This window comes from Acinetobacter sp. A47 (genome assembly GCF_000805455.1).
Taxonomy (GTDB): Bacteria; Pseudomonadota; Gammaproteobacteria; order Pseudomonadales; family Moraxellaceae; genus Acinetobacter.
This window is the reverse complement of record NZ_JSUS01000049.1, coordinates 110,640-124,428: the sequence shown is the minus strand read 5'-3', so window position 1 is coordinate 124,428 and position 13,789 is coordinate 110,640. Positions and strand designations below refer to the sequence as shown.

General features: G+C 47.8%; 14 protein-coding genes. 2 read left to right on the top strand and 12 right to left on the bottom strand.

From position 1 onward, the window contains the following. The 4 genes from OC23_RS19660 to OC23_RS11985 form a co-directional block, all read right to left on the bottom strand. Window positions 1-169, bottom strand: a 169-nt coding sequence (locus tag OC23_RS19660; RefSeq protein ID WP_171194788.1) for a hypothetical protein, incomplete at its 3' end; no start/stop codon positions are given. Between the two features lie 183 nt (window positions 170-352). After that, window positions 353-1,540 (bottom strand): cyanate transporter, encoded by a 1,188-nt coding sequence (locus OC23_RS11995; protein WP_038345073.1) that lies wholly within the window; start codon window positions 1,538-1,540, stop codon window positions 353-355. Between the two features lie 3 nt (window positions 1,541-1,543). Then, on the bottom strand, window positions 1,544-2,005 hold the full coding sequence (locus OC23_RS11990) for a nucleoside deaminase (RefSeq protein ID WP_038345072.1): 462 nt from the start codon (window positions 2,003-2,005) through the stop codon (window positions 1,544-1,546). A 16-nt stretch (window positions 2,006-2,021) separates the two neighbouring features. Continuing rightward, on the bottom strand, window positions 2,022-2,657 hold the full coding sequence (locus OC23_RS11985) for an ankyrin repeat domain-containing protein (protein WP_264673653.1): 636 nt from the start codon (window positions 2,655-2,657) through the stop codon (window positions 2,022-2,024). A gap of 250 nt (window positions 2,658-2,907) precedes the next feature. Between OC23_RS11985 and OC23_RS11980 the strand changes: the two genes are divergently transcribed. Next, window positions 2,908-3,774, top strand: a complete 867-nt coding sequence (locus OC23_RS11980) for a LysR family transcriptional regulator (protein ID WP_038345085.1) — start codon at window positions 2,908-2,910, stop codon at window positions 3,772-3,774. Between the two features lie 147 nt (window positions 3,775-3,921). After that, window positions 3,922-4,917 carry an AraC family transcriptional regulator gene (locus OC23_RS11975; protein WP_038345069.1) on the top strand — a complete coding sequence of 332 codons (996 nt, stop codon included), beginning with the start codon at window positions 3,922-3,924 and terminating at the stop codon, window positions 4,915-4,917. Window positions 4,918-4,989: 72 nt separating this feature from the next. On the opposite strand, the gene OC23_RS11970 is transcribed toward OC23_RS11975, so the two are convergent. The 8 genes from OC23_RS11970 to OC23_RS11935 all read right to left on the bottom strand — a co-directional run bounded on the left by OC23_RS11970 (window position 4,990) and on the right by OC23_RS11935 (window position 13,735). Further along, window positions 4,990-6,183 carry a hypothetical protein gene (locus OC23_RS11970; RefSeq protein WP_038345068.1) on the bottom strand — a complete coding sequence of 398 codons (1,194 nt, stop codon included), beginning with the start codon at window positions 6,181-6,183 and terminating at the stop codon, window positions 4,990-4,992. 147 nt (window positions 6,184-6,330) lie between these two features. Then, a complete protein-coding gene (locus OC23_RS11965) occupies window positions 6,331-7,971 on the bottom strand; it encodes a thiamine pyrophosphate-binding protein (RefSeq protein WP_038345067.1) in 1,641 nt (546 codons plus the stop codon). A 39-nt stretch (window positions 7,972-8,010) separates the two neighbouring features. Further along, on the bottom strand, window positions 8,011-9,477 hold the full coding sequence (locus tag OC23_RS11960) for an aldehyde dehydrogenase (protein ID WP_038345065.1): 1,467 nt from the start codon (window positions 9,475-9,477) through the stop codon (window positions 8,011-8,013). Between the two features lie 11 nt (window positions 9,478-9,488). Continuing rightward, window positions 9,489-10,280, bottom strand: coding sequence for an aspartate dehydrogenase (locus OC23_RS11955; protein ID WP_038345064.1), 792 nt, complete (start codon window positions 10,278-10,280; stop codon window positions 9,489-9,491). Between the two features lie 9 nt (window positions 10,281-10,289). After that, window positions 10,290-11,084, bottom strand: a complete 795-nt coding sequence (locus OC23_RS11950; protein ID WP_038345063.1) for an SDR family oxidoreductase — start codon at window positions 11,082-11,084, stop codon at window positions 10,290-10,292. 22 nt (window positions 11,085-11,106) lie between these two features. Continuing rightward, window positions 11,107-11,922 (bottom strand): alpha/beta fold hydrolase, encoded by an 816-nt coding sequence (locus OC23_RS11945; RefSeq protein ID WP_038345061.1) that lies wholly within the window; start codon window positions 11,920-11,922, stop codon window positions 11,107-11,109. A 32-nt stretch (window positions 11,923-11,954) separates the two neighbouring features. Continuing rightward, window positions 11,955-12,476, bottom strand: coding sequence for a cupin domain-containing protein (locus tag OC23_RS11940; protein WP_038345059.1), 522 nt, complete (start codon window positions 12,474-12,476; stop codon window positions 11,955-11,957). Window positions 12,477-12,511: 35 nt separating this feature from the next. Continuing rightward, window positions 12,512-13,735, bottom strand: a complete 1,224-nt coding sequence (locus tag OC23_RS11935) for an MFS transporter (protein ID WP_038345058.1) — start codon at window positions 13,733-13,735, stop codon at window positions 12,512-12,514. Window positions 13,736-13,789: the final 54 nt, after the last annotated feature.

Here is a 13,789-nt window from a genome sequence, read left to right as displayed (position 1 = left end):
ATTGGCAGATCAGCTCGGCCTTAAAGCCGCCATTCAGCTCATGCTGGCCATCTATACGTTGCAGGAAAACCTGAGAATTTAAATGTTGATTTGAAAATTGAATATGAATGGCACGTTTTTGTGCGGTAATGCCTAAACTGTCCAAAGCTTGATAGATATTATTCAACATCTTTTTATAGAACATTTCATTAAATTTGTTTTATTTTACTCAAGAAAACGATTGAATGTCTATACAGTTCTGTCTATACGTGACCATAATTGTCACATTCTATTTATTTTTAAGCGTCTTGCTGTTGATTGATATTTCAGGTCACTCAACCAGAATCTCTTGACCACTGGTTGAGCCATTCAGTTAGGGTGATGTTAAACGGATTACTTTTGAATAATGGGTCGGGTTCAGCCGGATGATCAGTATGCTGACCAGCATCACCATCACGATATGCCATATCCAGCCAAAGGTATAACCACCTGTGAGACCGTGAAATACGGCAAGTAACCAGGGTGCAATCGCGGCAAGTAAAAAACCGCCACCCTGCATCAGGGCTGAAAGCTGACCTGCATGGGCTGGATCGTCCAGATGATCAAGCACCACAATCATCAGCAAGGCAAAACAACCACCCAGTCCTGCACCTAAACTCATCATCCATAGATAAGGTAAATATTCAGGTATAAAAGCCAGTCCGGCAAACCCCAGTAATTGCATGACAAGGGTCAGGCCGATCCATATCCGGCGATCCTGATTGCTTCGCGAGAGATAAGGCAAAATCAAGGCAGCCGCTGCCTGACTCAGTGTAAGTACAGCCATCAAATTACCGCTCGCTGTTGCACTCCAGCCCAGCTCCTGATAGGCAGGCGCCAGCCATGCCACGATCGAGCTATAGCCTCCATTAATCAGTCCAAAACAGCAAATCAATAACCAGGTACGGCGCTGTTTCAACAACAGCCCAACAGTTGGAAGCTGGTACCGGGCCAGCGCTGGCCGGGGGAGAAAATAACCCGCCAAAGCAAATGCTGCGATTGCTGGCAGGGCAAAAACCGACAGGCCGGTTTTCCAGTCTCTGCTGATGCCAGTCACTACAGGTGCAATCAGGGCACCAAGTGCCCCGCCTCCCATCAGCATGGCTGAATACAGCCCCATCATTGGCCCCAGATGATCGGCAAATTCTCGTTTAATCATACTTGGGAAGCTGGCCTGTACCATCGCCACCCCTAAGCCAATAATGGCCGCAGTCAAAATCAGGAATATGCCATTGGGTACAATAAAACGTAGCACACACCCCAGACAGATAATCGCTAAAGCAGACAGTATCGTTTTCCGTTCACCAAGCACACTTTGTATCGCCGGTCCGGCAAATGCAATGACTCCCATAAGTAACATCGGTACCAAGGTCAATAATGCAACAGCCTGCAGGTTCAACCCGGTTCCTGAGCGGATGGGATTGACCAGCGGTCCGATGCTGGTCATAAAGGGACGCAGATTTAGTCCGACCAATGCCACAGTCATCACCAGCATGAAACGGGAGTTGGACGATGTGATCATCGATCAGGCCTGTGATTTCCAGTAGGGATACAAATCGGGTCTATTCTCCAGTCGTAGCGGGACATGCCTGATCTGCATGGTCTGCTCTGCAAAGGGTTTGGCCAGATCTGCATAAATTGCTGCTGTAGACAGGCCAAAAGGTTCAGCGGCTTCATTTGAGTAGGCATAAATCACGGTCTGAATACCCGCCATACGCATGGCAGCCAGACACATCGGGCATGGATGTCCACTGGCAAAAACTGTACAGCCGGCTAAATTGGCAGAGTTTAGCTGTTGACTGGCAGCACGGATGGCCTGTAATTCAGCATGTGCTGTGGGGTCATTGCTGCTAAGGATCTGATTGACACCAGTGGCAATCACCTCACCATCCTTGACGATCACGGCCCCGAACGGGCGGCCACCGGCTTCACTATTCTGGTAGGCAAGCTCAATAGCCTGACGCAAAAAATCGGTATTTTTATCCATTTATATCTCCTAAGCCTTATGTTGCACCAGCCGCTAATAAGGAGTTGACAATGGCTGTGTAACCACGCGCCTGTGCATGGGCAAGAGGCGTTACTCCGTCACGATCAGCCAGATTGACATTTGCACCCGCCTTGATCAGCAGTTCGACGATGTGCTGGTAGCGCGTGTCACCGTTGCCCAGCATGATGGCTTCCAGTAATGCCGTCCAGCCCAGATTATTGACATGATCAACATTTACACCGGCTGCAATCAGTGTTTTTACTGTTTCTACATGTCCCCGTTCAGCAGCAGGTATCAGGGCCGTACCGCCATAACGGTTGGTACTGTTCAGGTCTGCACCATGTTGCAAGGTCATTTGCAAGATCTCCAGATGTCCTCTGGCACCCGCATAGAGATAAGGACTGTCCTGAATATGATCTTTGGCATTGACATCGGCTCCAGCTTCAATCAAGGCCCGGGCAGCCTGAATATGATTGGCACGTGTCGCGATCATGAGTGCGGTTGCACCTGATGAGTCACGTGCATCGAGGGATGAGGTTTTAGTTAACAGTTGTCCGATTCGGGCAACATTATTTTGAGCAGCAGCCTGATGTAAAGCATCATTTTGCATGCGTCCTCCTGAGCTTGTATCACTACATGCAGATAAGGCCATGACAAACATAGCGGGGCGCAACAACCTGTTCATCTGACTCCTCCATGCACCTATAAGACCTGAAGCCTGAATACAGACAAAAGTACACCATACAGGGGCACATACCTGTAATGCCTATTTGGCTTCTGACCTGAGCATAACGGCATTCACTTGCATTTAAAAATTAAATTAATTAATCGGCTGTATTAATATAATGAATAGCTCTTTTATGTATAAATGGAAAAAAAACACCATTCAACGGGTGATTCATATGCTTGATCCACGCTTATTACGCGCTTTTGTCACCATTATTGAGACAGGAAGTTTTACTCTGGCGGCAGAACGCTTGCATATGACGCAATCCACTGTCAGCCAGCAACTGGCAAGGCTGGAACAGGCAACGGGCAAACCGCTGATCGACCGCAATACCCGTCCCTTACAGCTCACCACCGCAGGTGAATATCTGATTAGTTATGCCCGGCGTATTCTTGCGCTGCAGCAAGAAGCACAAACCGTACTCGGTGATCCGACAGGCACCATCCCGATTCATATCGGCCTGCCTGAAGATATTATGAGTACCGATATGGCACTGGCTTTAAGTGCATTTAGCCAACAACACCGTAGCATACGGCTAGATGTCACTGCCGGCTTGAGCCGTGAGCTGATGGAGGGCTATCGAAGTGGACAATTTGATCTGGTGATTGTTAAAGAAGCCATTGCCAGCGCCGATCATCATGCCACATTCCCTGAAGAGATGGCGTGGTTTGAGAGTATTGAATATGGGGGCAACTGGCCAGATCCGGTGCCACTGGTCACATTCCCACAAGGTGGCCTGTACCGTGAAGAGATGTTTGAACGAATCGAACGCGAACGTCAACACTGGTATATCGCCTTTACCAGTAACAGCCTTGCCAGTGTCCTGACAGGGGTTGAAACCGGTTTGGGCATCTCGCTTCTTCCGGTGGCAACCACCAAAGGCCACCGGGTACAAGTATACCAGCCATTGGGGAAGGCAAATCCCATGGCTGTCTCCATCTATGCCTGGAATCAGGATGGACTGGTTGCCACGCTGTTACAACAAATGACGGCTGTATTAAACAGGCGTTTTGAACAGTCAAAAAGCCATCCCGGGGAGTAACATACTTCGCAGGATGATTCTGTCCCGTGATGATAAACAGGCCTGCGCCGGATTCGGCTAGAATCTGTCATGTACTCCATGTATGGAATCAGGCTGCTGGGCCGCGATCGCAATAAAGGATGTAACCTTTAAACGGGCTGAATAATAATGACTGAAACTGCAAGCATTCCCTCGGTTCTTCTGGAGCTGATTGCAAAATATCTCCAGCAAAATAACAGGACAAATGTGCAGTTCAATCAGCTCAGTCAACGCTATGCCCATCAGCAGCGAATGCCACTGCATATATGGTGGGAATTGTTAGAAGGAATTTATCAGCAACATCCCACACCGGTTTTCGGGCATGCTATTGGCGAGCTGGCTGAACCGTACCATATCCATATTTTGGGCTATCTGGCTCTTTCCAGCCCGACCCTGCTCAGCTTTATAAACTGTTTTAAAAATTTTCAACCCCTGTTACAGAACTCGGCCTCATTTTCAATAATACAAAAAGAAGACCGTTTTTGTATGTGCTGGACACCGGTTGTCCATAAAAACTCGCAACACTCTAATGAAGTACTGATTTCCGGGGTCTTGAGCACGCTGCGCAAAATCGTGCAACGTCCGGATATTGGAGCATTAAAAATAGAGTTTACAGCAACTGCTCCTGTTGATATCACAGCTTATAGGCAGGTTTATGCCTGTCCTGTCAGTTTTGATGCTGATGCATTGCGGCTATGGCTGCCACTTGAAATCCTGTATCTGCCCATACCCAGTCACGATCCACACTTGAAAAAACTTCTGGATCAGCAGGCACAAGCCTTACTCAAGAGTATTCCAGATCCGGACACTTTCTTAAAAGACTTGCAACTGCTCATTGTTAATATGCTTAAAACCGGTGAACCTTCGGCGGAGAACATTGCCAGACAACTGAACCTGTCGTTAAGAAACTTTTATCGCAAGCTGAATCATTATAATTTACAGTACCGGGACCTGCTGCAAAGCATCCGGTTAGAGCTGGCAAAAAGCTATCTCACCAGCTCAGCCCTTTCGCTCACAGAAATCGCAATGTTATTGGGATATACCGAACAAAGCGCTTTTAGCCGGGCCTTTAAACAGTGGGAAGATATGTCTCCGTCTGATTATCGAAAAAATCATCTTGCCTAACCCACGCTTAAAAAGCAAAAGGAGTGAATCATCGCCATGATCCCCCCCTCTCAAGAATTTATATATGAGGGTTTAGAAACTAAAGCCAATATTCAGGTTAATCCGGTATAACCACTGGTCACTATACGGCGAAACCGTTGAGGTATAGCCGGTGGCATTAGAGGCCCCGCCGATAATATTGGAGTTTTTACCCCAGGTATAATCGGCCCAGACCATAAACGGCGATGCAATAAACATCATTCCTGTGGTGTTCATTTGTGAAGCCGACCAGTCATCACGTTTCTTGTCCATATAACTATAGTCATTATAGAAACGGATGGCCTTGAGTTTGCCCATATTCTGCACCGGCATGGTATAAGCCAGATTTAAGCTGGCCACCGTGGCTTCTGACGCAATGAAATAGGCAGGCGTAAAACCATTATTGCCCATCAAGGTCACATCATTGCTCACCCCATCCGGGTTTTTGGCATCATATTGATAATGAATCACCGAGCTTTGCAGGTTAAATCGCTTGTAATTATTATCGGTATGCAGACCGACCGCATAATACTGGCCATTTTTATCGGTGGTCTTGTTATGTAACTGTGCGATTGCCCCCGACACACCAAATTCCTGTTTACCGAATTCAGTTTCCAGTTTACGTACAATACGGGTATTAAACTGATGGCGCTTTTCATTTTGATAGGCTTTTTGGGTTGGGAAAGCATTTTCAGCCAAATCATCATAAGTGGCACTTTCTGGTGAATAGCGCAAGCTGGTATCCAGCATTTGCGGGTAATAGCCCAGTTTGATATCCCAGTCCTTGTTATTAAAATTCCAGTTCAACCCGGGTGCGATATTATTGCCATAACCCAGGAAAAACGGAATATGGTAAGTCCAGCCATTTTGCGGATAAGGATAAATCGCAAAAGGTTTGTACACCAGACCGGCTTCAATACTGTTGTTCTGGTCGAGGTGATAGCCGACGTAGGCTTTCTCGACCGAACGCTTTTCCTGATCCTGAAACAGGTAACTGGCATTAAAATAGGCATCATCAAACTTGCCTTTCAGGTCAACCCTAAAAATATCAAAATACAGCTTGCCAAAACCGCCATTCGGCCCTTCCCAGTTTTCATAACGCTGGTTCAGCCGGACTACCCCGCCGAGTTTAACCGAATCGGTTCCATCTTCACTGTTCCATTCCAGCGCCGAGCTTTGTGCAAATACATGGGAACTGCTAGCCAAATAACATGCAGCAAGCATTGCGACCATCACTGTCTTTTTCATTTGTGTTTCCTTCATTTTTTTCCCAACCATCCTGTTGGCCTTGTTTTTGTTTTGCCTATAAAACATAGTTTTTATTGCGTTATGGGCAAAAAAATTTACCCATAAAACGCTCTTCACATCAGCACGGACTGCCAATGCTCAGCGGGATTAGTACAGTTTTTTCTGTGGCGGCCCGGCGAAGTTCAATGGCCCAATTGAATGCATATCCAGCTCAATTACGCTTGGTCCCTGAAAATCAACCGCTTGCTGAATCACGGTCTTGAATTCATCCGCACTGCCTACTTTCCAGCTCTTCACGCCCATGGCTTCGCCTAAAACCTTATAGTCCGGGGTATGCAATTCATTAAAATACTGGCGACCACCAAAGTAGTTATTTTGAATACCGCGCATTACGCCATAACCGCCATCATTCATGATCATCAGCACCATATTGGTCTTTTCTTGCGCCATGGTGGCGATTTCGCCGATGCCTAACATCAAACCGCCATCACCGACCAAGCCAATGACTTTCTTGTCAGGATTGGCAATCGAAGCACCAATCGCCGTGGCCAGACCTAGACCAATGGCACCTGCTAGAGAATGAATATTCTGGTTTGGTGCTTGTACCGGAAATAAACGGCTGCCCCAGGTACTGCCTGACATGGTAATGTCGCGTACAAAAATACCGTCTTGTGGCAATGCAGCACGCAAGTGATCACAGATCAGGGCATATTGATCCAGCTGCTTGCGTAAAGCATCAATCGCGGCCTGTTTGGCCTGCACCACGGCTGCATCATAATCTGCGTCAACTTTGGATACGCCTTGCAAACCGGTCAAGACACGTTGCAACACATCTTTGGCATCACCACAAATGAAATTACGAACTTTGTAATTACGCTGCTGTGCCACAGGATTGGCATCAATCTGGATAATATTGTCTGGGAACTGTACCGAATAAGTTTTGGTTTCATTACTGCGTAACCGAGAACCGACCACCACCAATAGATCAGCATCTTTAAGCAACTGCTCAACCCCAGCCGAGTTATGGAAGGCACCAAGGCTACGCGGATGATCATCGGCCAATACGCCACGTGCATGGGTCGATGACACTACCGGAATCCCAAGATCGGCAATGGCTTTAACTTCTGCAACACTGTTCAGCGTTCCACCACCAATCCAGAACACTGGACGTTTGGCTTTCTTCAGTTCATCGACGATCAAGTCAACTTCCACCTGCTCAGCCTGTGGCAATTCCAGCGCTTTTACCGGGCCCAAGTTTAGCGGCAAATCAATTTCGGCTGCCTGTACATCAATCGGCAACTCGACACTGACTGGCCCCATCGGCACTGTCGTGGCGACACGAATTGCTTCACGAATCACGCCCACTGCATTGTCAGGACTAGTGATACGAAATGCTGCTTTGCTAGATGCACGCAAGAAAGTCAGCTGATCTTTGGTTTCATGAATAAAGCTGGCATCACGATCCAGATATTCACGCTCTACCTGTCCGGTTAAATGCAGCACCGGACTGCCTGCATTCATCGCTTCAATCAGTGAACCGACGGCATTGCCTGCACCTGCACCGGTACTGGTGAGCGCCACACCCAGTCCTTTAAAGCGTGAGTGACCATCGGCCATCGTAACCGCACCCGCTTCACCGCGTGCCGCCACAAAACGGATTTTTTCACGACGACCCACTGCATCGGCAATCGGTAAGTTATGGATCGAGATTACCCCGTAAATACTGTCTACCTGATGTGCTTCTAAAACACGGGCGATGGCTTCGCCGACATTTACACGTTCTGTCATTTTGTTATTCCTCAAAAAACGGTTCATTCCATGAATGTATTAATTCGCCCAAGGATTTGGCTGCTCGCTTAATCCCATATAGATGCTTTTTTGTTGCATATAAGACAAAATGCCCAATCGGCCTTTTTCCCGCCCGATCCCGCTTTCTTTAAAGCCACCAAATGGCGCTGAAATCGAGAATTTTTTATAGGTATTGATCCAGACCGTACCCACTTCTAAAGCACGGGCAATCTGCCATGCCTTACGATAGTTTTCAGTCCAGATGCCTGCAGCAAGGCCAAAACAGCTGTCATTGGCTTGTGCCAGCAAATCTTGTTCATCGTCATATTTCATAACGACCAGTACCGGACCGAAAATCTCTTCCTGACAGGTCTGTGCTGAATTGCTTAAACCGGTAATGATGGTAGGCAAGTAATAACTGCCTTTGGCAAACTCACCTTCGGTCAAGGCATGACCACCGACCAGCACTTGACCACCTTCTTGTTTCGCAAGCTGTACGTAAGCATCGACAGAGGCCAGATGTTTCGGATTAATCAACGAGCCAAGGTGTACGCCTGCGGTTTCCGGATGCCCCACCCGTAAGCCTTTGGTGATCTCGACCAGACGATTAAGGAACTGATCATAGATGCTGCTGTGTACAAATAAACGTGAACCTGCAATACAGGCTTGTCCAGCCGAACTGAAAATACCGTAAGCCACACCCTTGGCTGCCAGTTCAATATCTGCATCTGGCAAAACGATGGTGGGTGATTTTCCACCCAACTCCAAAGAGGTGGTGATCAGTTTATCAGCTGCTAAATGTGCCAGATGTCGCCCCGTGGTGGTGCCACCGGTAAATGAAATTTTACGTACCAGAGGATGCTTTACGATTGCATCCCCAATCACCGAACCACGTCCGACCAGTACACTGAGCAAACCTTTCGGTAGTCCTGCTTCTTCAAAGATTTTGGCGAGTTCCAATGCGATTAATGAAGTCACTTCCGCAGGTTTTAGAATCACGGCATTACCGCCGGCAAGTGCAGGTGCCAGTTTCTGCACTTCACTGGCGATCGGCGAGTTCCACGGGGTAATTGCAGCCACCACGCCCACAGGTTCATGCACGCTCATGGTCATGAAATCTGCGGCACGTTGCGTGGTCAGCTCATCATTTAAGGTTTCGCAGGCTGCAGCCACATAGCGTGCTGTTGCCGCCGCACTTAAAGTCAAGGCACGGGTTTCAGCCAGCGGCTTGCCATTATCGCGGGTTTGCAGCTTTGAAAGTTCATCGACACGCGCTTCAATAATGTCGGCCACTTTATATAAAATACGGGCACGTTCATGCGGCATGCTATTGCGCCATTCGGCCTTACGCCAAGCCGCATCTGCCTTTTCAATGGCTTCATTGACATCGTCCAGACTCGCCGTTGAAATTTCAGCATTCACTGACTGATCTGCTGGAAATAAACTTTGAATCGTAGCGCCTTTACCTAATCGCCATTCACCTGCGATATAAATTTCCTTGACCATGATCACATCCTTTAAATCTGAATTGCTTCAACACTGTTGCGGCAAGCGCGAATTACACTTAATGCAGCCAAGGTCGAGGTTTTGGGATTACTCGCCAATGGCACACCGACCAGTTCAATGGTCATTTCACCAAACACGCCTTCTGCCACAATGGTGTGTTTGTTTTTGTTGCTGTTTGGATCAACTGTCAGCTCTACCAGGGTGTCATCCATGCCCAGTCCTGCCAGTGCAATCGTGGCGGCCACATTGGCATTGGCTGGAAACTTCAAGGCAGCTTCTCTGGCAGTGCCACGAAAAAAAACCGTTGCTTCGCTGACCTGATCAAGATCGACCAGCTGTTCTGCATAGCTGCCACGCCAGCTTTTCGGACTCTTACAGCCCTTGTAAGTGACCTTTTCCAGACCGCCTTCTTTGGCTGCCGAGATGCCATCGATCCCTGCAATTGCACCGGCCAATAAATGCAGATGCGCATCGTGTTGTTCTGCCGTGTTTTTCAGTTGAGTTAAAAACTCGTTATCGGCCAGAGTGCCCACTGAAATCAGCCCAATGGTCCAGCCTTTTTCCAGCACTTTTTGCGCATGTTCTTTCACCGCTGCCTGACCCGCCACTTCAATCACATAGTCCGGTGTACCCTGACATTGATCAATTGAAGAAATGACCTGTACATCAGCCGCAACCTGTGCCCGTACTTTGTCTATACTGCGTGCAGGAACCACAATCCATTTAAGTTGCAGGTCTTGGGGCATATGCGCATACACTTCTGCTGCCATGGCGCCAAAACCGATCATCATTAACTGCTTCATGTGACCACCTTATAAATGCTTGTTAAAGCCACCAGAAACATCCAAGGCCGAACCTGTGGTATAGGAAGCTAAAGGCGATGCCAGAAATACCAGCGCACGTGCCGGTTCTTCCGGCTTGCCTAGACGTTGCATTGGAATACCACGGTTTTTGGCAATATTGCCAGTCCACTGCTCCCATGTTGCATTGAGGTCTGAACGGGTTTCAAAACGGCGTTTCCACTGGGCCGATTCCACCATGCCCAACAGGATTGAGTTGACCCGGATGCCGTACTGGGTAAATTCATGCGCCAGTGAATGGGTCAGGTTCAGCAATGCCGCACGTGCAGATGAAGTGGCAATCATGTGTGGTTCAGGTTGCAGGGCCAGCAAAGAATTGACATTGGTAATCGACCCGCAAGCCGACTTTTTTAAATCTTCCAGAAATGCCCGCACAGGATGCAACACACTGAAATACTTCAGTTCAATTTCCTTCATCCAGTCTTCGTCTTGAGTATTTTCAAAATTAGATACACGGCCCTGACCTGCGTTATTGATCAGCATGTCGACATTACCCAGCTGCTGATTGACCTGCTGGGCAAAGCGTTCCACATCTTGTTTATCCAAAACATTGCATGCGCTGGTGAAAATGTTGGCATGCGGATATTTTTCTAAAATATAGTGTTTTGATGTCGCCAGACGCTGCTCATCGCGACCACACCACGCCACCTTGGCGCCTTCTGCAACCAAAATTTCGACTGCAGCCAAACCAATGCCTGACGAGCCACCTGTGACAACTGCTACTTTTCCTTCAACTTGGAAGCTCATATCCATATCTCTCGTTTAAGTCTTAATAGGCCGATAAAACAATGTCGTTGAACTGCTCAGGTTGATCGACATAACTCAGATGACCTGCATCTGTAATGAGATGACATCGGCTCAATTGCATTTCTACAGCCAGTTCCCTGATCGCTTGCGCAGGCGTAATTTCATCCTTGTCACCTGCAATCACCACGCAAGGAACCGTCATTCCTGTTAAATAATTTCGAATTTCGTCATAGGCCAGCAAATAAGATGCCCGGGTAAAACCGTCTAATGTCAGTTGCTCCATCACTTCACTAACCAACGCCAGTGCCTGAGGTTCCTGTTTATAAACCAGATGCGGTCCACGACTGGCTGCCATGCCCGCATTGCCCAGGGTTTTCAACATATTCGGGCGTTTTTGATAGATCTGTGCCTTGGTATCTTCATCGGAACGTTGATAGCCTTGTGCTGCATTGGCAAGCACCAAGGTCTGTACCCGTTCAGGATAAAGATGGGCAACCGCACTGGCCTGTAAGGCACCCAGCGAATGGCCAATCAGCATGGCTTTTTCAATGTTCAGCGCATCCATCAACGCCAATACCCGTACTGCATAATCGCTTGCATTGGGCTGATCTGTGCTTAAGCCATCGGATAAGCCATAACCCGGTGCATCCCAGGCAATGACATGAAAATGCTGACCAAGTGTCTCCAGCTGCTTGATCCAGGATGCTGAACCCGAGCTAATCCCATGTAGCAAAATCAGCGGCTGGCCTTGGCCTGCCTCACGATAGGCTTGCACAGCACCATTGACGACAACGGTTTTAACGGAATAGTGAGTTAAGCGCTCAGTCAGGGTCATCATGTCATTCCTTCAACTTTATGAAATCAATCGGATTAACGTTTAATCTGAGACAATGGATGCTCAGGTGGATAGTTTGGAATGGTCGGTTTGCCTGTCCCCAACATCACACACATCAAGGCATCTTCCTGACCCGGATTGAACAGGCCGCGGTAAATTCCCGGTGGAATTGAAATCAGGTCACGCTCTTTTAACCGGGTTTCAAATTTTTCGCCGTTATGTTCAATAAACAGGTCAATTTCACCACGTAACATGAAAAACACTTCTTCCACATCGTGATGAATGTGCAAAGGCCCTTCGCACTGTGCTGGAAGCACCATGGTGGAGAAGGTAAAGTTTTCGGCCGGAACCGTGTTGCCATCATTGACGACACCAGTTGCTCCTGTGCCCATATAACGCATTTGTGCACGACGATATTTCGGGTCGTAATCGGCCTGAAATTTCAGGGCATCAAAATCATATTTACGGGTTTCAAAGCGTGCGATACGAGTGTTTAACCAGTCTTCTAAACTCGTACCTTCAGGTTGTTTCCATGATTCAAATTGTTGAGTTGTCATGTTTTAACTCCTAGGTTCTTTGATGAATAGTTTGATTAATAACGTTTTAATAACGGAAGCAAGAAGAATGACCCGATCACAGCCACAGCTGCCAAAAAGGTAATTCCCAGATTAAAACTGTGGGTTTGCATCACGATATAACCGATCAGAACAGGTGCAATGGCACTGGCAAAGTTGCCCATTCCGTTGAAAATTCCACCCGCAGTTGCACCGACATCGGCAGTGGTGACACGGGCCAGCAAGGCGAATACAGCTGCGACACCAAAGCCCCACGCCATTGCACTTAAAGACATGGCCGCGATGACTAAAATCGGGTCAGTCATAATGACCATGACATACATAAAGATGCCTGCGACCAATAGCCCGCTAGAGACCTGAATGGCACGGCGGCCCAGTTTGTCGGAAAGGAAAGCTCCAATCACTTCGCCCACCAGCATGGCAATAAACGGCAGACTTGAATAAGCACCAAATTCTTTCAGGTTAAAGCCCTTGTCCTGAATCAGGTAGGACGGTACCCAACTGTTGAGCCCCCACAAATAAGTCATCAAGGCAATATTGAAAATACAGACCAGCCAGAATGCACGGTTCTGCAGTAACAGCCTGGTGTTGTGAACATGCCCTTTAAAATTGACCCGTTTGCTGGTTGACTCCAGCTCAATGGTTTTCTTGAGTTTCAGATGGCGTAAACCAAAAACAATCGCCAGCAGTGCAATCACGGTCAGGCCGGCCATGACAAAAAAGGTTGTATGCCAGTCATGTTTTGCCAGCACGGCTGCGGTAATGGGAAAACCCAGAAATGCACCAACCGGAGTTCCTAGCAGGAACATGGTTGAAGCGCGGGCCTGTTGGCGATCGGTATAGGTCTGTTTCACGATGGCATAAGCCAGCGCAAACAAAGGGCCTTCAGCGAGACCGAGTAATACCCGTAAAATCAACATGCCCGTGTAGTTGGTGGTAAAGCCCATGCAGAACATCAGGATGCCCCACGATGCGACACTCCAGAACAGCATTTTCTTCGGATTAAAAATATCGCCGAGAAAGCTTAGAAATACCGATGAAAAACCATAAGCCAGCAAGAAACTGGTCATCAGCCATCCAAGCTTGGCCTTGTCTTGTGCAATGCCCATGGCACCTTGAAAGTGTGGATCTGCAAATAATACGGCAATACTGATTTTGTCGAAGAATGCCAGTACGACACATACCATCAGGACAAAAGCAGGAACCCAGTGCTTTAATCCACTTTTCTCTTCATTACTCATACTTCATTCCTTCGATTGAGTCATGAACCGGATCTGGGGCTGTTGATATTTCAC